Origin of the sequence: Aquitalea sp. USM4, assembly GCF_004328945.1 — a bacterium.
GTDB classification, from domain to species: Bacteria; Pseudomonadota; Gammaproteobacteria; order Burkholderiales; family Chromobacteriaceae; genus Aquitalea; species Aquitalea pelogenes.
This window is the reverse complement of sequence record NZ_CP029539.1, coordinates 453,236-477,443: the sequence shown is the minus strand read 5'-3', so window position 1 is coordinate 477,443 and position 24,208 is coordinate 453,236. Positions and strand designations below refer to the sequence as shown.

Genomic DNA, 24,208 nt, shown 5'->3' with positions numbered 1-24,208 from the left:
GCCTTGCTGCGGTGTGCGATGTGGCTGTGCGGTCCTTTCGGTTGCGGTTAATTGAATATATTAATTATCTGGTGGCTGGACACAGTGCCAGCGGACAGCCCGGCGGGCTGCCCGGTTTTGTTTCAGTACACGCCACTGGCACCGGCTTGCTGACCGCCAGTCTTGAAGCGGCCGGCCAGTGCTTCGGCACTGCGCGCCAGCACGGTGCTGTCCACGCCCACGGCGACAAACTGCGCGCCAAGCTCGATATAGTGACGGGCCAGTTTTTCATCAGCCATCAGGATGCCGGCCGCCTTGCCCTGGGCGCGGATGCGGGCGATGGCCTGTTCGATGGCGGCTTGCACTTCCGGGTGGGCTGGCTGGCCCAGATAGCCCATGTCGGCGGACAAATCTGCCGGGCCGATGAACACGCCATCCACGCCGGGTGTGGCGGCAATGGCGTCCAGATTGTTAAGACCCTGACGGGTTTCGATCTGCACCAGCACACACAGCTCTTGTTCAGCCTGCTTGAGGTAGCCCTCGATGCGGTTCCAGCGCGAGGCGCGGGCAATGGCGCTGCCCACCCCGCGGATGCCATGCGGTGGATAGCGGGTGGCGGCTACCGCCAGTGCCGCTTCTTCGGCGGTCTGCACCATGGGCAGCAGCAGGGTTTGCGCGCCAATGTCCAGAATCTGCTTGATGCGCACCGGGTCGTTCCATACCGGGCGCACCACCGGGTGGCTGGGGTAGGGGGCGATGGCCTGCAGCTGGCCCAGCATGTCGGTAAGTGTGTTGGGCGCGTGTTCGCCGTCGATCAGCAGCCAGTCGAAACCGGCAGCGGCCAGCAGCTCGGCACTGTAGGGGCTGGCCAGGCTCAGCCACAGGCCGATCTGCACTTCGCCGTTTTTCAGCGCAGCCTTGAAGCGGTTGGATGGGTTCTGCATGGAATTTTCCTTAAAAAACAAGAGCAGCTAACAAAATAGCGCAGCGCCCCAGATGCAAGGCGCGCCGACGCAGACAGTACAAGGTGTACGGCCAGGAGGCGCAACGCAGCAGCAGGGTTTTTGTTCGCTGATCTAAACAAAGCGGCAGCTGATGGCACCCAGCGGTCCATAGTCCACATGGAAGGTATCGCCAGCCCGCGCCGGCACCGGGCGGGTGAAGGAGCCACCCAGAATCACCTGGCCGGGCTTGAGGCTGACATCAAACGGCGCCAGCTTGTTGGCCAGCCAGGCCACGCCGTTGGCCGGGTGGTTCAGTACTGCCGCGGCCACGCCGGATTCCTCGATCACCCCGTTGCGGTACATCAGCGCAGATACCCAGCGCAGGTCCAGCTCGGACGGCTTCACCGGGCGGCCGCCCATCACCACGCCGGCATTGGCGGCGTTGTCGGAAATGGTGTCGAACACCTTGCGCGGGCGGCCGGATGCCGGGTCGATGGACTGGCTGCGTGCGTCGATGATTTCCAGTGCCGGAATGACAAAGTCGGTGGCCTGATACACATCGAACAGGGTGATGTCCGGGCCTTTCAGCTCCTTGCCCAGGATGAAGGCCAGCTCCACTTCCACCCGCGGCACAATGAAGCGGCTGGTGGGAATGTCGCTGCCATCATTGAAGAACATGTCGTCCAGCAGGGTGCCGTAGTCCGGTTCGTTGATCTGCGAGGACATCTGCATGGCACGCGAAGTCAGACCGATCTTGTGGCCCTTGATCGTCCTGCCTTCTGCCAGTTTCATCTCCACCCAGCAGCGCTGGATGGCATAGGCGTCTTCAATAGTGATGTCCGGGTAGTCCAGCGAAATCTGGCGGATCTGCTCGCGTTGCTGTTCGGCCTGATGCAGGCGGCGGGCGGTAGTGTGGATGATGTCTTGCGTCAGCATGTGGTCTCCTCAGTTGGCGATGCCGCCAAAGCACAGGTATTTGGTTTCCATGAATTCTTCCAGCCCCAGCCGTCCACCTTCACGGCCCAGCCCGGACTGCTTGATGCCGCCAAACGGGGCGACAGCGGTGGAAATGGCCCCTTCGTTGATGCCCACCATCCCCGCTTCGATGGCTTCGGCCACCCGCCAGCAACGGCCGACATCACGGCTGTAGAAGTAGGCGGCGAGGCCCGACTCGCCGCTATTGGCCAGACGGATGGCCTCGGCTTCGTCGTGAAAGCGGATCAGCGGAGCCAGCGGACCGAAGGTTTCTTCCTGTGCCACCAGCATCTGTTCGGTGACATCAGCCAGCACGGTGGGCTGGAAGAAGTTGCCGCCGCGTGCATGCGGCGCACCGCCGCTGAGCACCCTTGCGCCCAGGCTGACGGCGTTGGCTATATGGCGCTGCACCTTGGCCACCGCGGCCTGGCTGATCAGCGGGCCTTGTTGCATGCCGGGTTCGCTGGCCGGGCCAACCTGTAGCGCGGACACGGCAGCGGCGAGTCTGGCGGCAAAGGCATCGTAGATGCCGTCCTGCACCAGCAGGCGATTGGCGCAGACACAGGTCTGGCCGCTGTTGCGGAATTTGGCAAACAGCGCTCCCTGCACGGCGGCATCCAGATCGGCATCGTCAAACACGATGAAGGGCGCATTGCCACCCAGCTCCAGCCCCAGTTTTTTCACCGTATCGGCGCACTGGCGCATCAGCAATTTGCCGACCGCAGTGGAGCCGGTGAAGCTCAGCGCCCGCACCAGCGGGCTGCCGGTCAGTTCAGCGCCGATGGCCACCGCATCGGTACCTGTGACGACATTGAATACGCCGGGCGGCAGGCCAGCCTGTTCGGCCAGTACCGCCAGTGCCAGCGCGGACAAGGGCGTTTCGGCGGCGGGTTTCAGCACCACAGTACAGCCGGCGGCCAGCGCAGGCGCCACCTTGCGGGTAATCATGGCGTGCGGGAAATTCCACGGCGTAATGGCCGCCACCACGCCCACGCCCTGGCGCACGGTGAGCAGGCGCTTGTCGGCAAAGGGGCTGGGAATCACTTCGCCGTAAACCCGTTTTCCCTCCTCGGCAAACCATTCGATATAGCTGGCACCGTAGGCAATTTCGCCGGTGCTCTCGGCTGGCGGTTTGCCTTGCTCCTGGCTGATCAGCGCTGCCAGCTCGGCTTGGTGTTGCAAGATCAGCGCATGCCAGCGCAGCAGCATGGTGGCGCGCTGCTGCGCGCTCAGTGCGCGCCAGGCGGGCAGGGCGGCATGGGCGGCCTTAATGGCCGCGCAGGTTTCTGCTGCGCCAAGATCCGCCACACGGGCCAGCAGTGCGCCGCTGGCCGGGTTATGCACGGCAAACTGTTGCGCGCCGGATAGCCATTGGCCGTTGATATAAGCCTGTTCACGCAGCAGGGACGCGGATGGGCGGGATTCGGTGTTCATGTCGGTTTCCGGGAAAAACGGATCAATTGCAGACTCAGCCAGGCGGCGACACCGCAGGCCATCACCAGCAGGCACATGGCGCGCGGGCTGCTGTCAAACAGGCTGGCCACCAGTGCGCTGGCCAGCATGCCGCAGCCAAACTGGCCGGAGACCGCCAGCGCCATCACCGCACCGGCCCGGTCGGCATGCAGTTGCAAGAGCCGCGCCATGGCATTGGGGCCGATGCTGCCGGTCATGCCCACGCTGAACAGCAGTGGCAGCACGGTCAGCCACAGGCTGTGCGCGCCCAGCAGCCACAGCGCCAGCCCGGCCAGCGCCACTACGCCGCATTGCCATTGCAACAGGCTGTCAATGGCATGTCGTCGCAGCAGGTAGCGGTTGAGCTGGCTGAACAGCACGATGGCGACGATATTCAGCCCGAACAGATAGCCGTAATGCTGCGCGGCCACGCCGAAGTACTGGATGTACACAAAGGGCGAGCCGGTGATGTAGGCGAACATCGCGCCAAAGCTCAGGCCCAGCGCCAGGCTGTAGCCCATGGTGGGCAGGTGTTGCAGCAGGTGGCCATAGGCACGGAAGGCTTTGCCCAGCGTGATGTCGCTGCGGCCACTGGGCGGGTGGCTTTCCGGCAGGCGCAGTGCCACCACGGCCAGCGATGCCGCGCCAATCAGCGCCAGCAACAAAAACAGGCTGCGCCAACCGGCCAGCAGCAACAGCCAGCCACCCAGCAGCGGTGCCAGCAAGGGGGCGATCATGGTGATCTGCTGCATCAGCGTCAGCACATGGCTGGCCTCCGTCAGCGGAAAGGCATCGCGCACGATGGCGCGCGCCATCACCGTGGCCGCGCCGCCACCCATGGCTTGCAGCACGCGCAGGGCAATCAGCTGTTCTGCCGTTTGCGCCGCAGCGCAAGCCAGGCTGGCCAGCACATACAGGCTGAGGCCGGTCAGTAATACCGGGCGGCGGCCATAGCGGTCGGACAGCGGGCCGTACAGCAGCATGCCGCCGCAAAAGCCGGCCAGAAAGCTGCCTATGGTCAGCTGGATGCGTGCCACCGGCGCGGCCAGATCCGCCACAATGGCGGGCAGGGCGGGCAGATACATGTCGATGGACAGCGGGCCGAAGGCCACCAGTACTCCCAGCAGCACGATCAGCCGCACCTGTTGCTGTGCCTGACTTGCGGTATGCATGGCGGTTTATCTGAAGCGCTGATGGACGTTGTTGTGCTTGTAGCTGAGCCTGGCGTCCAGCTCGCTCAGTTCAAAAGTGAGGGCCAGGTAGCGGGCATCGAACAGCGGGGCAAAGTGCTGCTTGATCAGCGCAAACAGGCCCTCGGCGGTGCGCTCGCGTTCTTCAAACGTGCGGCCGTGGCCGATTTTCAGGCTCATGTGGACAAAGGCGTAGTCGGCCTCGCCATCGGCCATGCGCCAGGTGTCCAGCCAGATGGCGCGGCTGCGGATGCCCGCCACCGGATACAGACCGGTGCCAATCAGGTAGGCATGGGCTTTTTCGAACAGGCCGGGCAAGTCGGCCTGCTCGCGGATATTGTCGGTGCATTCGACGATGAAATGCGGCATGGAATCCTCCGGGGAAAACTGCCAGCCTGCCGGGGCAGGGCTGGCCGTGTTGGGCAAGCAATCAGACGGGAAGTACCACGTTGATCTGGCCGGTGCCGGAGCTGCCAAAGTAAGGCGTGATCACCTCGGCCTTGCCCTGGTATTCGTCCCAGCCCAGCGCGCCCAGCAGCATGGCGGTGTCGTGCATGAAGCCTTCGCCATGACACTTTTCCGCATACTCCGGCAGCATGGCGCAGAAGGTTTTCCAGTCGCCGCGCTGCCACATGGCCACCACTTCGTGATCGAAGGTTTCAAGGAAGGGGCTCCATACCTTGTGCAGGTATTGTTCGGCCACGCCGTTCTGGGCAAAGCGGTGCGACAGCGAACCGCTGGCGAGGAAGGCCACCTTGCCGTCGTACTGTTCTTCCACCGCCTGACGCATGGCCATGCCCAGCCGGGCGCTGTCGGCCAGGTTGTGCACCGTGCACATGGCGGACACCGACACCACCTTGAAATGCTGGTCGGCATTCATGTAGCGCATCGGCACCAGCGTGCCGTACTCCAGCGCCAGCGTGGTGGCGTCATGCGCACGGGTGTGTACCCCGGCCTTGGTGGCGGCATCGGCCAGCAACTGGCCCAGTGCCGGATTGCCCGGATAGGCATAGGGCAGGTTCTTGATGAAATGCGGCAGTTCGTTGGAGGTGTAAACCCCTTCAAACGCCGGGGCGCAATTGATGTGGTAGCCGGAGTTCACCAGCCAGTGGGTATCGAACACCACGATGGTGTCCACCCCCAGTTCGCGGCAGCGACGGCCGATTTCCTTGTGGCCGTCGATGGCGGCCTGACGGCAGCCTTGGTGCTGGCCGGGTAGTTCGGAAAGATACATCGACGGCACATGCGTGATCTTGGCCGCCAGGGCGAGTTGTCCCATGGAGTGTCTCCTTTGTAGTCGTGAGGGCAGTGGGCATTGATGTGTGCCACAGCCAAGAGGCCGGGCGTTCTGTGGCGCCCTGACCATCTGTTGTTTTTCAGCTGCTAACAAAACAGCGCAACGGCACTGCGCTTACAGGCCCCAGCGAGGAATATGGTGGCTGCCCATCGAAATGCAGACGTTCTTGATTTCGGCAAACACCTCGAAGCTGTATTCGCCCCCCTCGCGCCCGGTGCCGGAGGCTTTCACACCACCAAAGGGCTGGCGCAGGTCGCGCACGTTCTGGCTGTTGATGAACACCATGCCGGCTTCGATGCCACGGGCCAGGCGGTGGGCCTTGCCGATGTCCTGGGTCCAGATATAGGACGCCAGGCCGTATTCCACATCGTTGGCCAGCCGCAGCGCATCGGCCTCGTCGTCAAACGGCATCAGGCACACCACCGGGCCGAAGATTTCTTCCTGCGCAATGCGCATGCGGTTGTCTACATCGGCAAACACCGTGGGCTGGATGAAGTTGCCACGTGCCAGATGGGCGGGCAGGCCGGCCGGGCGTTCCAGACCACCGGCCACCAGACGGGCACCTTCTTCCATGCCGATGCGGATGTAGCCGGTCACCTTGTCGTAGTGCTGCGGGGTGATCATGGAGCCGACCTGAGTTTTCGGGTCTTGCGGATCACCAACAATCAGGCGCTTGGCGCGCGCGGCAAATTCCTCGACAAACTTGTCGTACACCGGGCGCTGGATGAAGATGCGGCTGCCTGCGGTGCAGCGTTCGCCATTGAGCGAGAAGATGGTGAACAGCGCGGCGTCCAGTGCGCGGTCCAGATCGGCATCGGCAAAAATCAGCACCGGCGACTTGCCGCCCAGCTCCATGGAAAATTTCTTCAACCCGGCATTCTGCATGATGCGCTTGCCGGTGGCGGTGCCGCCGGTAAACGACACCGCGCGTACATCCGGATGGCGCACCAGCGCATCACCCGCGGTGGCACCATAGCCCTGCACCACATTGAACACACCGGGCGGCACACCGGCTTCCAGCGCCAGACGGCCCAGCTCGTTTGCCGTGAGCGGCGACAGCTCGGACATCTTCAGCACGGCAGTATTGCCCAGCGCCAGGCAGGGCGCGGTTTTCCAGGTGGCGGTCATGAAGGGCACATTCCACGGCGACACCAGACCGCACACGCCCACCGGCTGGTACAGCGTGTAGTTGAGCATGCTGTCGTCCACCGGGTAGCTGTGGCCGTTCATGCGGGTACACACTTCGGCGAAGAAGTCGAAGTTGTGCGAGGCGCGCGGAATCAGCACGTTTTTGGTCTGGTGAATCGGCAGGCCGGTGTCCAGTGTTTCCAGCTCGGCCAGCATGGGCACGTTCTGGTCGATCAGCTCGCCCAGACGACGCATGATCCTGGCGCGTTCCTTGGCCGGGGTGCCGGCCCACTTGGGAAAGGCTTCCTTGGCGGCGGCCACGGCGGCGTTGATTTCGTCGGCACCGCCAGAGGCGACTTCGGTAATCACTTCGCCGGTGGCCGGGTTGACGGTTTCAAAGACTTCTTTGCTCTCGACCTCGCGGCCGTTGATCCAGTGTTTGATCATCTTGTGTTCTCCTGTGCAGGCGCGCCGTCTACCGGGCTGCGCCGGGTAATCGTTCAGCCGATTATTGACAACCCCCTCTCGCTTTCTAAGCAGAAAGCGAGGCGCCCTTCTTCAATTGGCAGGGCAAGGCCAAAGGGATCGGGAATAGATGGAAAGGCTGCGGAATCAATCAGTTTGTTGAAAGGCCCGGCTTTGCCGGGTCCAGTGCAATCTCATCAAATCACTTTGTCAGCAGCCTGTCGGCGTACTGCGCCTCGCTGACAATGTGGTTGACCAGACGGCCCACGCCTTCCACCTCGACAATCACCTCATCGCCGGGCAGCACATCGGCCAGCCCTTCCGGCGTGCCGGTGGCGATCATGTCGCCGGGGGACAGGGTCATGAAGCTGCTGAGGTAGGTAATCAGATAAGGAATGTCGAACACCATGTCGCTGGTGTTGCCCTGCTGGCGCAACTCGCCATTCACCCAGGTGCGCAGGGTGAGGCTGGCCGGGTTGGCCACGTCGTCGCGGTCCACCCACCACGGGCCGATCGGAGTGAGGGTGTCGCGGTTTTTCACCCGCAGGTTGGGCCGGTAATAGTTTTCCAGGTAGTCACGTACGGCGTAGTCATTGCACACGCTGTAGCCGGCCACGTAGTCCATCGCCTGTTCGCGGCTGACGTTCTTGGCGGTTTTGCCGATGATCACCACCAGCTCGCATTCGTAATGCATGTACGTGATGTTGTCCGGGCGTACCGATACCTGCCGGTGGCCGGTGAGGGTAGCGGGTGACTTGAGGAACACCAATGGCTCGGTCGGGGCCTTGAAGGCCAGCTCGGCGGCGTGGTCGGCATAATTCAGCCCCAGCGCGAACACCGTGCCTTCTGCCGGCGGCAGCCATTCGACCGCCTCTTCGGCAAAGCGGCGGCCATCGGCCAGCTGTACCGAGTGGTCGTCATTCACCAGAACTGCGTGGATGTCTGCCTCACCGGGCAGGCGGATGCGGGCGTGTTTCATTGGGCGCTCTCCTCGGCGATCAGGCGGTTTTCCAGGCGACCGATGCCGTCGATTTCCACCGCCACGGTGTCGCCGGGGCGGATTTCCAGCTGGCGCAGCGGGGTGGCGGGGATGATCACGTTCCCCGGCTGCAAGGTCATGAACTGGCTGAGGGCGGCAATCAGCTGCGGCACGGAGCGCAACCAGTCGCGGCTGTGATGGGTTTCGGCCAGCTCGCCATTCAGGTAACTGCGGATTTCCACGTTCAGCGGGTCGATGGCAGCGGCATCCACCTGCCACGGGCCCATCGGGCAGAAACCGTCGCGGCACTTGGCCTTGACGGCCGGGCGGTAGAAGCTGGTTTCTTCCAGGCTGATTTCATTCACCACGGTGTAGCCAGCCACGACAGCCAGTGCCTGTTCGACTGCCACCTTGCTGGCCACCTTGCCAATCACCACGCCCAGCGCACCACCGGCAAACACCTTTCCCGCCTGGGTGGGCAGGGAGATGGCGCTGCCGTGGCCGGCGTGGGTATTGCGCGGCTTGATGAACAGCACCGGCGTGGCCGGGGCTTTCTGGTAGGGCGGCTGCTGGAATTCGGCTTCCAGCTGTTCCAGCAGGCTGCGGTGGTTCAGTGCCACGCCATACACGGTGCCGCTGGCCGGAGCCAGCCATTGCGGGGAGTCTGCCAGCGGATTGCCGTTGTCCAGCAGCAGCTTGCCATCGGCCAGCGCGGTCACGTGGCGGGCTTGCTGGTTCAGCACGATGCGGCCTTGCTTCATCGGTCTCTTCCTTGTTGTGGTGGTGGACAGCGGGGCTGACCATTTATTTAATATGTTAACTTTATACGGGCCTGCTTCCGTCTTTGTCAACGCGCTTTATCTGCTGCAAGCGCTGTTGCTGCCCACTATGCCATGTGGCATGCCGCATTTTCTAAGGAATTAACTGTACTTTTCATGGAATTCCTGCGGGTGCTGGTTTATTCGTTTTCGCTGGAATACTGCTTGGAAATGCGAGAAAACCAATCAATACAAAGGGCAGGGGCTGGCTGTGGCTTGCAGCTGGAAAATGCTTGCTGTACAAAAGATGGAAGTCAGTCGGCATGTGGCATTTTGCGCACATGACAGGATGGAGCCGCCATGAAGCAGGAAAGCCGTACCCCGATTCCCAATATCGACATCGGCAAGGTGTATGACAGCCGCTATGGCGAGTCGGATATCAATGTGGAAGCCTTTGGCAAGCTGGCGGAGTTTTTTGGCCGCAATATGCCGGTGCACCGGCACGACCGCTTTTTCCAGCTGCATTATCTGGCCAGTGGGCAGATACGGCTGTATCTGGAAGATCAGCACTATGTGGCGCAGGCTCCGCTGTTTTTCTTTACCCCGCCCACCGTGCCGCATGCCTTCATCACCGAGGCCGATGCCGACGGCTATGTGCTGACCGTGCGGCAGGAGCTGGCACGCCAGTTATTGCACACCCTGCCGCCGACCCAGCGCGAGGCAGGGCTGATGCAGCCGTTTTGCGTTGAACTGGGCGATGGGGCGGCCACACAGCAGCTGCCTCAGCTGCTGGCCTTGCTGGCCGAGGAGTATGGCCATGACGCAGTAGGGCGCGAGGCCGCGCTGCACGGACTGGTGCAGCTGGTACTGGTGACGGCCTTGCGCCTGAGTGCGCAGGGCGAGCACAGCCGGCAATGCCGCCGCGAGGACTTGCAGGTTTTCCATCGCTTCAATGCCTTGATCGAAGCGCATTTTCGCGAGCACTGGCCGTTGTGGCGCTATGGCGAGGAAATGGGGGTGACCGAGTCGCGGCTGAATGATATTTGCCGGCGCATGGCGGATTTGCCGTCCAAGCGGCTGGTGCATGACCGGCTGTTGCAGGAAGCCAAGCGCTTGTTGATGTATTCCGCCGGGTCGGTAAACGAAATTGCCTATCACCTTGGCTTCAAGGACCCGGCGTATTTTTCCCGCTTCTTTCTGCGTGAAACCGGCAGCAAGCCCAGTGCCTACCGCCAGCAGCATGGAGGGTAGGCAAGACAGTCAGTCTGGCCTGTCTTACTGCAGCAGGCTGCGCTGGCGGGTTTCCGATGGCAGCTCGCAAAACAGCTTGCGATAGTCCCGGGCAAAATGTCCCAGGTGGTAAAAGCCCCAGTGCCCGGCGGCATCGCGCACGCCAAGCCCGGCATGTTCCGGTGACAGCAGCATGCGCCGTACCGCATTGAGCCGGATGGAGCGCAGGTAATCCACCGGCGTGGTGCCGGCAATCAGCTGGAAGCTGTTTTGCAGGGTGCGTCGGCTGATGCGCAGCTGCTGGCACAGGTCCAGCACGGTCACCGGTTCGTCGCTGCTGGCCAGCACGATGGCCTGGCTGCGCCGCACGATGTCACAGTGGGTGGCATGGGTAAGGTTGATGGCGCGCTCCGGCACGCTGCCGTGCAGCAGGTCCAGCAGCAGGCTGATCAGCTGGTGTTGCACCAGCTTCTGGCTGCCGGCAAAGCGCATCAGGTCCGGGTTTTCCACTGCTTCTTCAAACACGCTCAGCAACAAGTGGCGGGTGTGGGCCAGTTGTTCGGGCGGAATCTGGATTACCGGCTGCCATTGGCGTTTGCTGTTCAGCTGCTGGTAAAACTCCGGTGCCAGTGCGGCCAGGTCTTCATTACGTACCGACAGCTGGATGGAGTCCACCTCGGCAGGTGCATGCATGATGAATTCTTCATTGCTGCGCAGGGCGGTAATGGCATGACAGCCTACCGCGCGGCCTTGCAGGGTGAGGGGCAGCGGGGCGTGGATGGGAATGGCAAAGTGCACCATGTCGGCTGGCGCGCGGCCATATTGCACCACGCGCTGGTTGAAAGCTTCGCGGAACACTTCCAGATGGCCGGTGTTCAGGCGGGACAGCGAGCTGTAAAAGCGCCCGCCGCTGATCTGGTCGTATACCTGTTGCCAGCCGGGCAAGTGCGCGGCATGGCACTGGGCATCATTGAAATGGCGAACCTCAGCCAGCATGGTGGACCTCCTGATGCATTTCTCCGGTGGCAGCCTGTGGCCCGTCACCTTCTGTTTCTGACGATGTAGATGTCAATCCGGTGCGATGGCGTGTGCTATCGCCCGGCCTCTGCGGGCCATCTTTTCTGTCTGGGCAAGGCAGTGCCATGTATGCAGCGGACGTTCTGTCTTGCCAGGCCAAGTCCAGACTATATTGGGTCATTTGCCGAAGCGCTGCAAAAAATACTTAATATATTATCTATTTGCCTGTCACCATTGCCTGGCAAGGCCTTTCCCAGCCTTGCCAGACCGTGGTTCTGCCGTGTTGGCTGCTGTTTCTTCATTGCAACAAAACAGTCCGGGAAGTGCCACTTTTGCGCCTGGCTGCCCAGCCGGGCAGGCCATGCAGGATTTGCCGATTTGGGATAAGCCCGCCAAAAACTGACGCGTATATTGATCTGCAACAAATCGCGTTGCCGCGGTTGCTGCTTGTCAGCGAATGGTGGCGACAAGGCAAATCAGGCGGCCTGCCTGCTGGCAAGGCCGCCCTGCAAGGAGTGGAGAGAAAATGGATCACAATCGGGTGGATGTTCTGGAGTCGGTGAATGCCTTCCTGCTGCGCGAGCACGGCTTGCTGCTGGACGGCAAGATGGTGGCCGCCAAGTCCGGCCAACGCAGCGAGGTGCGTAATCCGGCAACAGGACAGGTGATTGCCAGTGTGGCCGATGGCAACGAGCAGGATGTGGATGCGGTGGTGGAAAGCGCACACCGCGCCTTCACCGCCGGGGTGTGGTCCGGCCTGCGCCCGGCCGATCGCGAGCGCATTCTGCTGAAGCTGGCCGATGTACTGGAAGCGCATGCCGAAGAGCTGGCCCAACTGGAAACACTGAACCAGGGCAAGTCCATCCATATCTCGCGGGCCATCGAAGTGGGCGCGTCCATCGAGTTTGTCCGCTACATGGCCGGCTGGGCCACCAAGCTGGGTGGCGAAACTATGGACGTGTCGATTCCGGTGCCGCCCGGCACCCGCTACACCGCCTACACCCGCCGCCAGCCGGTGGGCGTGGTGGCCGGCATCGTGCCGTGGAATTTCCCCTTGATGATTGCCATCTGGAAGATGGTGCCGGCCCTGGCCGCCGGTTGTACCGTGGTGCTCAAGCCTTCCACCGAAACTCCGCTCACCGCGCTGCGTCTGGGTGAGCTGGCACTTGAAGCCGGCATTCCGCCCGGCGTGGTGAATGTGCTGACCGGGCGTGGCTCCCGTGCCGGGCAGGCGCTGGCCGGTCACCCACTGGTGAGCAAGGTGTCGTTTACCGGTTCCACCGAAATCGGCAAGACCATCGGCCATACCGCCATCGACAACATGACCCGCTTCTCGCTGGAGTTGGGCGGCAAGAATCCGATGATCATGCTGGGTGATGTGGATGTGGACAAGGCCATCCAGGGTGCGCTGATGGGGGGCTTCCTCAATCAGGGCCAGGTTTGTGCCGCCGCTTCCCGCCTGTATATCCAGCGCAGCAAGTTCAAGCAGATTGTCGAAGGCCTGGCAGCTGCTGCCAACAGCATGACGCTGGGTTGCGGCATGGACCTGAACGCCCAGGTCAACCCGCTGGTGTCAGCCCGCCAGCAGCAGTCGGTGTGCCGGCTGATCGACACCGCCCGCAGCGAAGGTGCCAGCATTCTGGCCGGCGGCGGCGCGGCCGATCTGCCCGGTTACTTCGTCAAGCCCACCATCATTGTCAACGCCGCCCAGCACAGCACCATCGTGCGCGAGGAAGCATTCGGCCCGGTGCTGGTGGCGCTGCCCTTCGACCATCCCGACGAGGCCATTGCCATGGCCAATGACTCGCGCTATGGCCTGGCCGCCAGCCTGTGGACCAACGACCTGTCCGCCGCCATGAACCTGGTGCCGCGCATCGATGCCGGCACGGTGTGGGTCAACAGCCATATTCCGCTCGACCCCAGCCTGCCGTTTGGCGGCTTCAAGCAATCCGGCATCGGCCGCGAATTTGGTCGCGGTGCGGTGGAAAACTTTACCGAGACCAAGTCGGTCTGCATCGCGCACTGAGTGACTGACAGGCCCCCCGATCCTGCGTTGCGCCGCCTTGCTGTACTCCTTGTATTGGCTGCGGCGGCGCGGTGTGACTCAGGTACTTAACCAGGTTTGCTGGCCGCCATCGGCCGCACATATGTCTGCAAAGGAGTAACCCATGTCTTACGACAAGTCCCGTTTCTGGCACCCCATGCTGCACCCCAATGAAATGAAACAGCGCCAGCCCATCCGCATCGTGCGTGGCGATGGCTGTCATGTATTCGACGACCAGGGCCGCAAGCTGGTGGATGGCGTCGCCGGTTTGTGGAACGTCAACGTCGGCCACAACCGCCCGGAAATCAAGCAGGCCATCGTGGAGCAACTGGACGAGCTGGAATACTTCCAGTTGTTTGATGGTATCTCGCACCCGCGTGCCGAGGAATTGTCCGCCACCCTCATCGACATGCTGAAGCAGGAAGACATGGCGCGGGTCAGCTTCAGTTCCGGCGGTTCGGATGCGGTGGAAACCGCGCTCAAGCTGGCCCGTCAGTACTGGCGCGTCAGCGGTCAGCCGGACCGCACCAAGTTCATCTCGCTCAAGCAGGGCTATCACGGCGTGCATTTCGGCGGCGCTTCGGTCAACGGCAATACCGTGTTCCGTCGCAGCTACGAACCGCTGCTGCCCGGCTGCTTCCATGTGGAAACGCCGTGGCTGTACCGCAACCCGTTTACCGAAGATCCGGAAGAACTGGCGCAAATCTGTGCACAGATGCTGGAGCGGGAAATCCTGTTCCAGAGCCCGGACACCGTGGCCGCCTTCATTGCCGAACCCATCCAGGGTGCCGGTGGCGTCATCGTGCCGCCTGCCAGCTACTGGCCGCTGATCCGCGCCGTGTGCGACAAGTACGGCGTGCTGCTGATTGCCGATGAAATCGTCACCGGTTTTGGCCGTTCCGGTTCCATGTTCGGCAGCCGCCTGTGGGGCGTGAAGCCGGACATCATGTGCCTGGCCAAGGGCATTTCCTCCGGCTATGTGCCGCTGGGTGCCACCGTGGTGAACCAGCGCGTGGCCGATGCCTTTGCCAAGAACCAGGATTTCGGTGGCGTCATCATGCATGGCTACACCTATGCCGGTCACCCGGTTGCCTGCGCGGCAGCCATTGCCAACCTCAAGATCGTGCGCGAGGAGAACCTGCCGGCCCAGGCCGCCGCCCAGGGTGAATACCTGCTGGCCAGGCTCAAACCGTTTGCCGACAAATACGCGGCAGTGGGCGAGGTGCGTGGCAAGGGGCTGATGATTGCGCTGGATCTGGTGCAGGACAAGAACAGCCGCGAGCCTATCGACCCGATGGGCGGCTATGCCAACAAGGTGGCCGAAATCGCGCGTGAAAACGGCGTGCTGGTACGCCCGGTGGGTACCAAGATCATCCTGTCGCCGCCGCTGGTCATCGGCCAGGCAGAATGCGATGCCATCGTCAGTGCGCTGGCTGCCGGTTTCGAGGCTGCCTGAATCATGTGACGGGAGGGAGCGGGCCAGGCGCCTGCTTCCACCCATTGCCAGGACAACACCATGACCCATCTGCTGGCTGACGCACCGGTGGCAAAGCCGTTGCAACGTTGTCTGGACGTACTGCAGGATGTATTGCCGCACAGCGCCACTGCCTTTTACCGGGTAGACCGGCAGCAGCAGCCGCATGATTTCGTCTTGCGTCACATGCCGCAAGAGGTGCATCAGCGCTATGTTGCGCGTTACATGGGGCACGACCCGCTGCATCCGGCCAGGCTGGCCCGCCAGCCGCTGGATGTGGTGACGCTGGGCCGCGCCTTGCCAGACGAGCTACGTGCCACATCGCGCTATGCCCCGTTTCTGGCCAGCAACCGGCTGGTGGATGTGGCGGAAATCCTGCTGCGGCGGCAGGGGCGGGTGGTTGCCGCTTTCTCCCTGTTGCGGCAAGGGCGGATGCCCGGTTTTGGTGACGATGAACTGCGTGTGCTGCATGGCTTGCATGGTCTGCTGGACATGGCGCTGGACAGCACGCTGAGCCAGCCTTGCCCGGACCCCGCCATCGTGCTGACCGAGCGCGAGCAGGCAGTGGCCATGCTGTTGTCTACCGGTGCCTGTAACAAGACCATTGCCCGCGAGCTGAATATGGGGCTCGCCACGGTCAAAACCCATTTATTGCACCTGTTTCGCAAGTTTGATGTGAGTAGTCGTACCGCGCTGGCGCATGCGCTGTTTGTCCGGCAACAAGCCGAACAGCACTTGCGGCAGTGACGGTTTCGTCCGGGACAGCCATAAAAAGAAGCGCGCCCGGTTATCAGCATGATGGGGAAGGTGTACTGATGCGCCACAGACAGGTAGCAAGCCTGCTGCAGTGCCTCCCTGCCATGGTTAGCGAGTCTTCAGGAGGAAAACAGCATGTCGATAGAGAAGAAACTGACCCGGCACCTGCAGCAAGGGGTGGTGGGTTTTCCGGTGGCGCTGGCCAGTTCGGTCGGCGTGGTGATGGCCAGCCCGGTCATCCTTACCGTTACCAGCGGTTTTGGCATGGCGGGCAGCACCTTTGCCCTGGCCATGCTGATTGCCTTCATCATGATGCAGGCGCAGGCCACCACCTTTGCCGAAGCGGCCTCGATGATGCCGACGTCCGGTGCCGTCTACGATTACATATCCTGCGGGCTGGGGCGCTTCTGGGCGATTACCGGCACCATTTCCGCTTATCTGCTGGTGCATGTGTTTGCCGGTACGGCGGAAACCATCCTGTCCGGCATCATGGCGCTGGTGAACTTTGAACACCTCAACACCATGCTGGAGCACAGCGGTACTTCCTGGATGGTGGGGGTGGGTCTGGTGGTGCTGTTCGGCATCCTCAATGCGCTGGGCGTCACCATTTTCGGCAAGGCCGAAATCGTGCTGACCTTCGTGATGTGGGCCACGCTTACCGTGTTCGGCATCATCGGCCTCATCAAGGCCCCGGCCGTGTCGCTGCAAGGCTGGTTCGGCAGCCCGCTGGACCTGAGCGACGCCAGTGGCGTACTCAGCCTGATCGGCATGGCCATGTTCATGTTTGTCGGTTTCGAGCTGGTGACCCCGCTGGCCCCGGAGCTGAAAAACGCCGGCTGCAATATTCCGCGTGCCGCCAAGCTGGGCCTGACCGGCGTGGCCGTCACCATGGCCATCTACGGTGCGGCCATGGTGCATCAGGTGGCCAATGTGGCGATGGACCCGAAAAATCCCGCCGGCCCGCATTTGCTGGATACCCCGATGGCGATTCCGGCCTTTGCCGATCAGGTGATGGGCCCCTTCGGCAAGATCTGGCTGGGTATCGGCCTGCTGTTTGCCGGTGCGGCCACCATCAATACCCTGATTGCCGCGCTGCCGCGCATCCTGTACGGCATGGCGGTGGATGGCGCGCTGCCCAAGGCGTTTACCTATCTGCACCCGCGTTTCAAGACGCCGCTGGTGGGCATTCTGGTGGCGGTGGTCATTCCCTGTGTCCATGCCTGGTTCATTCAGGGTGATCTGGACCGCATCATGCCGCTGGTGCTGGCGGCGGTGTGCGCCTGGGGTGTGGCTTATCTGCTGGTGAATCTGGCTATCGTCCGTCTGCGCTTCACCCGGCCGGATTTCCCGCGGGCCTATCGCTCGCCCTGGTTCCCGCTGCCGCAGATCGTGTCTTCGGTGGGCATCCTGATTGCCATCTGGTACATCACCCCGCCGGGCATGCATCCGCGGGACATCTATCTGCCCTTTGGCATCATGCTGGGTCTGACTGCGCTGTATGCACTGGTGTGGACCGTGTTTGTCCAGAAGGTGAACCCCTTCCGTGCCGTGGCCATTGAAGACATTCTGGCCGAGGAGTTCGGCAAGGTGGGCGGCCATGCTTCGCTGATTGACGAGGAGCTCAAGCGTGTTGCCTCTGGTGCTTGAGCGGCTGTGGCAAGCGCGCCAGCCACGGGCTTACCGGCCGGGGGCAACCCTGGCCAGGCTGGCGCAGGACCTGAACGGGCTGGAAGTGGTCGGTGTGGATGAGGGCTGTCCGGCTTACCGCTTGCCTGCTGCGGACTGGTTTTTCCGGGTGGAGGAGCGGGTGGAAAGCCAGTTCCTGCTGCATACCGTCAGCTGCTGCTTTGTACTGGCACTGCCTGGTACTGCGCCATCCCGTCCGTCCCGGCTGCAACTGCAACACCGCGGCAACTGGCAGCGCAGCGGTTTTGCCTGTCTGCGCCGCGAGGGGGATGGTGCAGCGCTGGTGGGCCTGATGGCCTTGTTGCAGCAGGACCGCGACTTGCACACCGCGCTGATGCCACTGGATTTCAAGCGTTGTGAACTGATTGCGGATGAGCAGGGCTGGCGGCTGGAAGTCGAGCATTTTGCCGCCAGTGAAGTGGTGGGCAGCTTCCCGCCTTTTCGCCGGTATATCCGGCTGTTGACCACACAAAAGCTGGCCTTGCTGGCCGTGATGGCGGCGGTGCGGCGCGTGGTGGCCAGTGCGGGCTGATTTTCACGCGCTAAAACAATGCACAACAGGCCCCGGCATTACACCGGGGCCTGTTGCTTTCCGTCTCTTATTTCAGAGTTCCGCTTCGGTTGGCTGCAGCTTGTCCTCGGTCAGCGCCACGGGGGCTGGCAGTTGTTCCAGTTCGTTCAGCAGGCCAATCAGCAGTTCCAGCTTTTCCTCGCCAAAATGCGCTTCTATCTGCCGGTAGCAGGCATTGGACAGCGGCGCGACTTCACGGGTCAAGCGACGGCCTTCCCTGGACAAGGACACGATCAGCCGACGGCTATCCACCTTGTCACGGCTGCGGTGAATCAGGCCGGCCTTTTCCATGCGCACCAGAATGCCGGTGAGGCTGGGGGACAGGATGCAGGCCAGGTCGGCAATCACCCCGGCTTCCATTTCGCCGCGGTCATCCAGCAGGCGCAGAATGCGCCATTGCTGTTCGGTCAGGCCCACACTGTTGAGCAAGGGGCGAAAGTAAGCCATGACGGCTTCACGGGCGCGCAGCAAGTGCTGCGGCAGACGGTGCTGGTGTTGTGCGCTGGAAGTTGGCATGCGATTCAGGATGGCGGATCAATGTGATTAATATCTTAACATTCTGAGCGCCTGTTCCCAAGTCGCCATCTGCCATTTGCCCGGCACCATGTGGGTCACATGCAGAGTCGGCTCCTCCATCTGGTGGATGGGGGAAGATGGCTGGCCTGCCTACACTGTGGCTTCCCGTTCTTATTTCAGGAAGGAAAGCAGATGGCAGCTCAAGCCAAAACCGTGGTGATTACCGGTGCCGGCAGTGGCATAGGCGCAGCTTGCGCCGCATTGCTGGCAGCCGACGGCGTGCAGCTGGTGTTGATTGGCCGTCGTGCCGCGCCTGTGCAGCAGCTGGCCGACCAATACGGTGCGCTGGCACTGGCGGGCGATGCAGCGGACAGCACGCTTTGGCCGGACTGGCTGGGGCATATCCACCAGCGCTTTGGCACGGTGACTGGCCTGCTGTGTTGTGCCGGTGGCCTGGGCATGGGCAGTGCGCTGGATACGGACGATGCCGCGTGGCAGGCCGCCATGCGTGCCAATCTGGATACCGCTTTTGTTGCCGCACGGGCATGCCTACCGGATTTGATCGCCAGCCGGGGTGCCATGGTGTTGCTGGCATCGATAGCCTCACTGGCCGCCGGACCGGAGGTGTGTGGCTATACCACCGCCAAGCATGCGCTGATTGGCCTCACCCGTTCGCTGGCGCGTGATTACGGCCCGCACGGGGTAAGGGTGAACGCGGTCTGCCCCGGCTGGGTGAAAACGCCGATGGCGGATGAAGAAATGCAGCCGTTGATGCAACAGTATGGCGACAGTCTGGATGAGGCCTATGCCCGGGTAACGGCGGATGTTCCCTTGCGCCGGGCTGCCGCGCCGGAGGAAATCGCCAGCATCTGTCGCTTCCTGCTGTCGGAGCAGGCCAGCATCATCACCGGGGCCGCCATTGTGGCCGATGGCGGCTCCAGCATTGTCGATGTGCCTACCCTGGCTTTCAACGCACTGTCCTGAGCGCAGTTGCAATTGGATTCAATGAACAACACCGCCTGCATGGCGGTGTTGTCGTTTGCTGTGTCACCAATCGTTTCAGTGCAATGCCGCCGTGCTTTCCGGCAAGGTGGCACCGCCGTCCACGATGATGGTCTGCCCGGTGATGTAGGCTGCGGCATCCGAGGCCAGAAACAGCATGGTGGCGGCAATGTCCATCGGCTCGCCCAGTCGTCCCAGTGGAATGTTGCGGGCGATGGCGGCATTCAGCTTGTCATCGCCCAGATTATCCATGGCCGGGGTGCGGATCATGCCCGGCTCCACGCCGTTGACGGTGATGCCATCGCCCGCCAGTTCCAGCGCGGCGGCGCGGATGAAGCCATTGACCCCTGCCTTGGAAGCGGCATAGTGTGCCAGCCCCGGATAGGCAACCCGCGGGCCGGTCACCGAGGAAGTCACCAGCATGCGCCCGCCACCTTGCGCGCGCATGGCAGGCAGGGCGGCCTGACTCAGCCAGAACAAGGCCTGCAGATTCACCGCCAGCGTTCGTTGCAACAAGGACGGGGTGATGTCGGTAAACGCAGTGAGCGGGAAATAGGCCGCGTTGTGGATCAGCACATCCAGCCGGCCATATTCTGCCAGCACCTGCGCCACCAGTGTGGTGGCCTGTTCCGGCTCGGCCAGATCGCACTGGCAGGCGCTGGCCCTCAAGCCCTGCGCCCGCAAGCTGGCGGCCGTGGACTGGGCCGTTTCTCCCTGCACATCCGCCACCACCACCGTAGCCGCGTGGCGGGCAAACAGCTGGCTGATGGCGGCACCAATGCCTTGTGCGCCGCCGGTCACCAAGACCACTTTGCCGGCAAAATCGAAGTTCAGCATGGCTGTGCTCTGGCTTACAGTGCGTGGCTGGTGTGGTTGAGAATCTGCGTGATGGCACCGACCGGGAAGTTGGACAGCGCGCTAAAGTCGTTGCCCTGGTAGCCGAAGATCTTGCCATCGGTTTTCAGCTGTTGCAGGTCGATCAGCACCACGCCCAGCGTGGGGACAATCTTTTCCCGCCACACAAACAGATAAAGCTGCTCTGCCAGCTTGAAGTAATGGCAGCGGTCCACATCGGCCAGCCCTTGCTCCACCCCTTGCAGGCACTGCCAGGTATAGAAGTGGCTATTCAGATAGATGTGTTCGTAGCATTCGGTGGGGCTGTAGCGGTACTGGTTGCGCAGGCCGATCAACTCGTCGGTGCTGTGGTGCAGCGCGCTGTGTGCTGTCACCGGCTGGTCGATGCAGCCATGGGCAAAGCGGCAGTCCACGGCGGTCAGCGCCTCACCGGCCAATACACGGCTGAAGGCGGAACGGGCGACATCTTCCTCCTGTGGCAGCACCCCGGCCACGGCAGTGAACAGGCCATGTGCCAGATCCAGTACCAGGCTGAGTGAATGCCCGTGCTGCCCTTCCGGCAGGAAATCCAGCAACACGATATCGGGACGCAGGCTGCTGGCGCGGTAGCGGCCCTGGCCGCTGAAGCCTGCGGCCTCTCCGTCGGTCAATGCCGTCAGCCGACAGTCTGCGACATTCACTTGCAAGTGGGCCCGGCTGCCATCGGCAAAGTGCAGTTGCAGCTGACGGCCCTGCAGTAGCGGGCTGAAAGGCAGGATGTGGCTGTCCGGGGCAAAGCCATCGGCCAGATCGCCGACCGGAATGAAAACGGGTTGATTGCTCATGCTGCGCTCCTGATGATGGTGGGTGTGGGCGCAGTGTGCAGTGGGCTTGGCCAGGCAACCATCCACCGTATGGTGGAGCCATGCATGCAAACAGGGCGCTGTCCCGGCAGGAGAGCGCCCTGTAATGCTTATCCCGTCAGTAAACCAAAGCTGAGGAGATGTGCGATGAAAGCCGCGGAATCAGGCGTCCGGCACGTTCATCGAGTTGATGCTGAAGCCGGCGTCCACATAGGTGATTTCGCCGGTGATGCCGGAGGACAGGTCCGACAGCAGGAAGGCAGCGGTGTTGCCCACTTCTTCAGTGGTCACATTGCGGCGCAGACAGGATTGGCCGGCAGCAATGGACAGCAGCTTGGAGAAGCCGGAAATGCCGGCAGCAGCCAGGGTCTTGATCGGACCGGCGGACAGGCCGTTCACACGGATGCCGTCCTTGCCCAGGCTGGCAGCCATGAAGCGTACCGATGCTTCCAGGCTGGCCTTGGCCAGACCCATCACATTGTAGTTGGGGATGGCACGTACCGCGCCCAGGTAGGACAGGGTCAGCAGGGCAGCGTTACGGCCTTGCATCATCGGGCGGGCAGCCTTGGCCAGTGCCGGGAAGCTGTAGGACGATACATCGTGTGCGGTCTGGAATGCTTCGCGGCTCAGTGCGTCCAGGAAGTCGCCTTCCAGCGATTCGCGCGGGGCGAAAGCAATGGCGTGTACCAGGCCGTCCAGGCCGTCCCACTGTTTGCCCAGGTCAACAAACAGCTGGTTGATTTCATCGTCGCTTTGTACATCGCAGCGGAACACCAGTTCGCTGCCAAAATCCTTGGCCATTTCACGTACACGATCTTCCAGCTTGTCCACCACATAGGTGAATGCCAGCTCGGCACCTTCGCGGTGGCAGGCTTGAGCGATGCCGTAAGCGATGGAGCGGTTGGAGATCATGCCGGTAATCAGAATTTTTTTGCCTTGCAGAAAGCCCATTTGGAGTCCTTCTTGGTAGAAACAGGGGGGCATTATACCCAAGCCTGCGCTACGCTGTCGTGGGGATTGTCCTACAGCCTGCCTTCAGGACACGGCAGGTGCTCGGAAAAAGGTTTATATCGTGGTAACAAGCAGTAAATCGGAATCAGACTACATTCCGTCACCATGCTGAAACAGGCTATTCTAGCCACGATGAATCTTAAAATCCTGTCACTGCGGCAGCTGATGCACGGCACCGGCCTGTCCGGACAGGGATAAAAGCCATAATGATAAGCTAGTCATGATCAATTCGTAAGCCGTACAACAAGATGAAACACTTACATTGCTTGGGGGTGATGCTGCTGCTGTGGGCGTGCAGCAGCATGGCTGCGCCGTCTCAGGCGCTGGGCTATGTGCCGAAATATGCGGCAGGCTTTACACATTTTGACTACGTCAATCCGTCTGCGCCCAAGGGCGGGCGGCTGGTTTTGCCGGCACAAGGCAGTTTTGACACGCTCAACCCCTTCTCGCTCAAGGGCGACAAGGCCGATGGGGTAGAAGCCCTGACGCTGGATACCCTGGGGGTGAATAGCGAGGACGAACCTTACAGCTGTTATGGCTTGCTGGCGGACGACATGCAGCTGGCACCAGACAGGCTGTCCGTGCGTTTTCATCTGAATGCACAGGCCCGTTTTGCCAACGGCCAGCCGGTGCAGGCCCCCGATGTGGTGGCTTCCTTCAATACCCTCACCCGCGACCGCAGCGCCGCTCCCCTGTACCGGCTGTACTGGGCGGATGTGAAGCAAGCAGTAGCGCTGGATGCCAACACCGTGCGTTTTGATTTCAAGCGCAAGAATTCCGAACTGCACATGATTCTGTGCCAGTTGCCGGTGTTTTCCCGGCAGTGGATTCCTGCGGGCAAGACGCTGGCCGACATGGTGCTTGTGCCGCCAGTCGGCTCCGGCCCCTATGTGCTGAGCCAATACCAGCTGGGCAAGAACATCCGTTTTCAGCGCAATCCGCACTATTGGGCGGCCAATCTGCCGGTGCGGCGCGGCATGTTCAATTTTGACGAAGTCGGCTACCGCTATTACCAGGATGAAACCGCCCGGCTGGAGGCCTTCAAGGCCGGCGAGTTTGATGTTTCGGCCGAAAACATGGCCAAGCAGTGGGCGCGTGGCTATATCGGCCCCAAGTTCGACGATGGCCGCATCGTCAAGAAAGTGCTGCCGCATCAGCGCTCTGCCGGCATGCAGGGCTTTGTGTTCAATCTGCGGCGGCCACAGTTTGCCGACAAACGCCTGCGCCAGGCCATCAGTCTGGCCTTTGACTTCGAATGGGCCAATCGCAACCTGTTTTATGGCCAGTACCGCCGCAGCAACAGCTTTTTCACCAATAGCGAGCTGGCTGCCAGCGGGCTGCCGGAGCCGGATGAACTGAAGCTGCTTGAACCGCTGCGCGAAAAGCTGGACCCGGCAGTATTCGGCCTGCCGGTGGAACCTCCCTTCACCGACGGACGTTATGGCATCCGCCGCAATCTGCGCGAGGCGCGTCAGCTGCTGTTCGAGGCAGGCTGGCGCTATGAGGGCGGCAAGCTGGTGGATCACATGGGCCGCCCGTTGCGCATCGAATTTCTGACCTATTCCAAGGTATACGACCGGGTGGCCAGCGGCTGGCAGCAGAACCTGGCCAAGCTGGGAATCACCCTGACCGTGCGGGTGGTTGACCCGGCCATCTACCAGCGGCGGCTGAATGATTTTGACTACGACATGACGGTGGTGGTGTACGGCGCCAGCAACAGTCCGGGCAACGAACAGCTGGACTTCCACAGCTGCCAGGCGGCACAGACACCCGGCTCGCAAAACTGGGCCGGGCTGTGCGACCCCGCAGTGGAGGCCTTGCTGCCGCAATTCCAGCACTTTGCCAGCCGGCAGCAGCTGCTTGCCGCCAGCCATGCACTGGACCGCGTGCTGCGTGCCGGCTATTACCTGGTGCCCAACTGGAATCTGCCGTATCACCGCATGGCCTGGTGGAACCGCTTTGGTCAACCGGCCAGGCTGCCGCTGTATTACAGCCCGACCACGTGGGCCATCGAAACCTGGTGGGAGAAAAAATAAG

General features: G+C 62.1%; 22 protein-coding genes. 8 read left to right on the top strand and 14 right to left on the bottom strand.

Annotation, left to right across the window (positions count from 1 at the left end):
* Positions 1-122: 122 nt before the first annotated feature.
* The 9 genes from hpaI to DKK66_RS02105 form a co-directional block, all read right to left on the bottom strand.
* On the bottom strand, positions 123-923 hold the full coding sequence (hpaI, locus tag DKK66_RS02145; protein ID WP_131355161.1) for a 4-hydroxy-2-oxoheptanedioate aldolase: 801 nt from the start codon (positions 921-923) through the stop codon (positions 123-125).
* A 132-nt stretch (positions 924-1,055) separates the two neighbouring features.
* A complete protein-coding gene (gene hpaH, locus DKK66_RS02140; protein ID WP_045847043.1) occupies positions 1,056-1,859 on the bottom strand; it encodes a 2-oxo-hept-4-ene-1,7-dioate hydratase in 804 nt (267 codons plus the stop codon).
* A 9-nt stretch (positions 1,860-1,868) separates the two neighbouring features.
* Positions 1,869-3,332: an NAD-dependent succinate-semialdehyde dehydrogenase gene (locus tag DKK66_RS02135; protein ID WP_131355158.1), complete on the bottom strand. Its 1,464-nt coding sequence runs from the start codon at positions 3,330-3,332 to the stop codon at positions 1,869-1,871.
* Positions 3,329-4,522 carry a Bcr/CflA family multidrug efflux MFS transporter gene (locus tag DKK66_RS02130; protein ID WP_131355155.1) on the bottom strand — a complete coding sequence of 398 codons (1,194 nt, stop codon included), beginning with the start codon at positions 4,520-4,522 and terminating at the stop codon, positions 3,329-3,331. Before DKK66_RS02130 ends, DKK66_RS02135 begins: the two co-directional genes overlap by 4 nt.
* 6 nt (positions 4,523-4,528) lie before the next feature.
* Complete coding sequence (locus DKK66_RS02125) at positions 4,529-4,909, bottom strand: 5-carboxymethyl-2-hydroxymuconate Delta-isomerase (RefSeq protein WP_045847046.1); 381 nt, start codon at positions 4,907-4,909, stop codon at positions 4,529-4,531.
* Positions 4,910-4,970: 61 nt separating this feature from the next.
* Positions 4,971-5,819, bottom strand: coding sequence for a 3,4-dihydroxyphenylacetate 2,3-dioxygenase (gene hpaD / locus DKK66_RS02120; protein ID WP_131355152.1), 849 nt, complete (start codon positions 5,817-5,819; stop codon positions 4,971-4,973).
* Between the two features lie 132 nt (positions 5,820-5,951).
* Positions 5,952-7,412, bottom strand: a complete 1,461-nt coding sequence (hpaE, locus tag DKK66_RS02115) for a 5-carboxymethyl-2-hydroxymuconate semialdehyde dehydrogenase (RefSeq protein ID WP_131355149.1) — start codon at positions 7,410-7,412, stop codon at positions 5,952-5,954.
* 220 nt (positions 7,413-7,632) lie between these two features.
* Positions 7,633-8,409: a fumarylacetoacetate hydrolase family protein gene (locus tag DKK66_RS02110; protein ID WP_131355146.1), complete on the bottom strand. Its 777-nt coding sequence runs from the start codon at positions 8,407-8,409 to the stop codon at positions 7,633-7,635.
* Positions 8,406-9,170, bottom strand: coding sequence for a fumarylacetoacetate hydrolase family protein (locus DKK66_RS02105; protein ID WP_131355143.1), 765 nt, complete (start codon positions 9,168-9,170; stop codon positions 8,406-8,408). The genes DKK66_RS02110 and DKK66_RS02105 overlap by 4 nt, the downstream gene beginning before the upstream one ends.
* 357 nt (positions 9,171-9,527) lie before the next feature.
* On the opposite strand from DKK66_RS02105, the gene hpaA reads away from it, so the two are divergent.
* A complete protein-coding gene (gene hpaA / locus DKK66_RS02100) occupies positions 9,528-10,418 on the top strand; it encodes a 4-hydroxyphenylacetate catabolism regulatory protein HpaA (RefSeq protein ID WP_062789323.1) in 891 nt (296 codons plus the stop codon).
* Between the two features lie 24 nt (positions 10,419-10,442).
* On the opposite strand, the gene DKK66_RS02095 is transcribed toward hpaA, so the two are convergent.
* Entirely contained in the window at positions 10,443-11,393 is a 951-nt protein-coding gene (locus tag DKK66_RS02095) for a helix-turn-helix domain-containing protein (protein WP_052694064.1), read from the bottom strand.
* Positions 11,394-11,940: 547 nt separating this feature from the next.
* On the opposite strand from DKK66_RS02095, the gene DKK66_RS02090 reads away from it, so the two are divergent.
* From DKK66_RS02090 to DKK66_RS02070, 5 genes are all read left to right on the top strand, one after another.
* Positions 11,941-13,440: an aldehyde dehydrogenase family protein gene (locus DKK66_RS02090; RefSeq protein ID WP_062789324.1), complete on the top strand. Its 1,500-nt coding sequence runs from the start codon at positions 11,941-11,943 to the stop codon at positions 13,438-13,440.
* A gap of 142 nt (positions 13,441-13,582) precedes the next feature.
* On the top strand, positions 13,583-14,914 hold the full coding sequence (locus DKK66_RS02085; RefSeq protein WP_131355140.1) for an aspartate aminotransferase family protein: 1,332 nt from the start codon (positions 13,583-13,585) through the stop codon (positions 14,912-14,914).
* A gap of 60 nt (positions 14,915-14,974) precedes the next feature.
* Entirely contained in the window at positions 14,975-15,679 is a 705-nt protein-coding gene (locus DKK66_RS02080) for a LuxR C-terminal-related transcriptional regulator (RefSeq protein ID WP_131355136.1), read from the top strand.
* A 144-nt stretch (positions 15,680-15,823) separates the two neighbouring features.
* The gene (locus tag DKK66_RS02075) at positions 15,824-17,335 is read left to right on the top strand and encodes an APC family permease (protein ID WP_131355133.1); all 1,512 of its coding nucleotides are present in this window, start codon (positions 15,824-15,826) and stop codon (positions 17,333-17,335) included.
* Positions 17,316-17,906 (top strand): DUF3156 family protein, encoded by a 591-nt coding sequence (locus tag DKK66_RS02070; protein ID WP_165494092.1) that lies wholly within the window; start codon positions 17,316-17,318, stop codon positions 17,904-17,906. Before DKK66_RS02075 ends, DKK66_RS02070 begins: the two co-directional genes overlap by 20 nt.
* Before the next feature lie 72 nt (positions 17,907-17,978).
* Here the strand turns inward: DKK66_RS02070 and hpaR are convergent, their stop codons facing one another.
* Positions 17,979-18,461, bottom strand: coding sequence for a homoprotocatechuate degradation operon regulator HpaR (gene hpaR / locus DKK66_RS02065; RefSeq protein WP_131355126.1), 483 nt, complete (start codon positions 18,459-18,461; stop codon positions 17,979-17,981).
* Positions 18,462-18,653: 192 nt separating this feature from the next.
* Between hpaR and DKK66_RS02060 the strand changes: the two genes are divergently transcribed.
* Positions 18,654-19,445 carry an SDR family NAD(P)-dependent oxidoreductase gene (locus DKK66_RS02060; protein ID WP_131355123.1) on the top strand — a complete coding sequence of 264 codons (792 nt, stop codon included), beginning with the start codon at positions 18,654-18,656 and terminating at the stop codon, positions 19,443-19,445.
* 75 nt (positions 19,446-19,520) lie between these two features.
* On the opposite strand, the gene DKK66_RS02055 is transcribed toward DKK66_RS02060, so the two are convergent.
* The 3 genes from DKK66_RS02055 to fabI form a co-directional block, all read right to left on the bottom strand.
* Positions 19,521-20,300: an SDR family oxidoreductase gene (locus DKK66_RS02055; RefSeq protein WP_131355120.1), complete on the bottom strand. Its 780-nt coding sequence runs from the start codon at positions 20,298-20,300 to the stop codon at positions 19,521-19,523.
* A 14-nt stretch (positions 20,301-20,314) separates the two neighbouring features.
* Entirely contained in the window at positions 20,315-21,142 is an 828-nt protein-coding gene (locus DKK66_RS02050) for a MoaF C-terminal domain-containing protein (RefSeq protein WP_131355117.1), read from the bottom strand.
* Positions 21,143-21,322: 180 nt separating this feature from the next.
* Complete coding sequence (gene fabI / locus DKK66_RS02045; RefSeq protein ID WP_131355114.1) at positions 21,323-22,111, bottom strand: enoyl-ACP reductase FabI; 789 nt, start codon at positions 22,109-22,111, stop codon at positions 21,323-21,325.
* Between the two features lie 308 nt (positions 22,112-22,419).
* Between fabI and DKK66_RS02040 the strand changes: the two genes are divergently transcribed.
* A complete protein-coding gene (locus DKK66_RS02040) occupies positions 22,420-24,207 on the top strand; it encodes an extracellular solute-binding protein (protein ID WP_131355111.1) in 1,788 nt (595 codons plus the stop codon).
* Position 24,208 lies beyond the last annotated feature (1 nt).

What these genes read in the sequence shown, in the direction of transcription:
- DKK66_RS02040 (WP_131355111.1), top strand. Translation starts at nt 22,420, where the DNA reads ATGAAACACTTACATTGCTTGGGGGTGATGCTGCTGCTGTGGGCGTGC.
- DKK66_RS02125 (WP_045847046.1), bottom strand. Translation starts at nt 4,909, where the DNA reads ATGCCGCATTTCATCGTCGAATGCACCGACAATATCCGCGAGCAGGCC.
- DKK66_RS02075 (WP_131355133.1), top strand. Translation starts at nt 15,824, where the DNA reads ATGTCGATAGAGAAGAAACTGACCCGGCACCTGCAGCAAGGGGTGGTG.
- DKK66_RS02130 (WP_131355155.1), bottom strand. Translation starts at nt 4,522, where the DNA reads ATGCATACCGCAAGTCAGGCACAGCAACAGGTGCGGCTGATCGTGCTG.
- DKK66_RS02110 (WP_131355146.1), bottom strand. Translation starts at nt 8,409, where the DNA reads ATGAAACACGCCCGCATCCGCCTGCCCGGTGAGGCAGACATCCACGCA.
- DKK66_RS02135 (WP_131355158.1), bottom strand. Translation starts at nt 3,332, where the DNA reads ATGAACACCGAATCCCGCCCATCCGCGTCCCTGCTGCGTGAACAGGCT.
- DKK66_RS02105 (WP_131355143.1), bottom strand. Translation starts at nt 9,170, where the DNA reads ATGAAGCAAGGCCGCATCGTGCTGAACCAGCAAGCCCGCCACGTGACC.
- hpaH (WP_045847043.1), bottom strand. Translation starts at nt 1,859, where the DNA reads ATGCTGACGCAAGACATCATCCACACTACCGCCCGCCGCCTGCATCAG.
- fabI (WP_131355114.1), bottom strand. Translation starts at nt 22,111, where the DNA reads ATGGGCTTTCTGCAAGGCAAAAAAATTCTGATTACCGGCATGATCTCC.
- hpaR (WP_131355126.1), bottom strand. Translation starts at nt 18,461, where the DNA reads ATGCCAACTTCCAGCGCACAACACCAGCACCGTCTGCCGCAGCACTTG.
- DKK66_RS02050 (WP_131355117.1), bottom strand. Translation starts at nt 21,142, where the DNA reads ATGAGCAATCAACCCGTTTTCATTCCGGTCGGCGATCTGGCCGATGGC.
- DKK66_RS02060 (WP_131355123.1), top strand. Translation starts at nt 18,654, where the DNA reads ATGGCAGCTCAAGCCAAAACCGTGGTGATTACCGGTGCCGGCAGTGGC.
- DKK66_RS02090 (WP_062789324.1), top strand. Translation starts at nt 11,941, where the DNA reads ATGGATCACAATCGGGTGGATGTTCTGGAGTCGGTGAATGCCTTCCTG.
- DKK66_RS02085 (WP_131355140.1), top strand. Translation starts at nt 13,583, where the DNA reads ATGTCTTACGACAAGTCCCGTTTCTGGCACCCCATGCTGCACCCCAAT.
- DKK66_RS02080 (WP_131355136.1), top strand. Translation starts at nt 14,975, where the DNA reads ATGACCCATCTGCTGGCTGACGCACCGGTGGCAAAGCCGTTGCAACGT.
- DKK66_RS02055 (WP_131355120.1), bottom strand. Translation starts at nt 20,300, where the DNA reads ATGCTGAACTTCGATTTTGCCGGCAAAGTGGTCTTGGTGACCGGCGGC.
- hpaE (WP_131355149.1), bottom strand. Translation starts at nt 7,412, where the DNA reads ATGATCAAACACTGGATCAACGGCCGCGAGGTCGAGAGCAAAGAAGTC.
- DKK66_RS02095 (WP_052694064.1), bottom strand. Translation starts at nt 11,393, where the DNA reads ATGCTGGCTGAGGTTCGCCATTTCAATGATGCCCAGTGCCATGCCGCG.
- hpaA (WP_062789323.1), top strand. Translation starts at nt 9,528, where the DNA reads ATGAAGCAGGAAAGCCGTACCCCGATTCCCAATATCGACATCGGCAAG.
- hpaD (WP_131355152.1), bottom strand. Translation starts at nt 5,819, where the DNA reads ATGGGACAACTCGCCCTGGCGGCCAAGATCACGCATGTGCCGTCGATG.
- hpaI (WP_131355161.1), bottom strand. Translation starts at nt 923, where the DNA reads ATGCAGAACCCATCCAACCGCTTCAAGGCTGCGCTGAAAAACGGCGAA.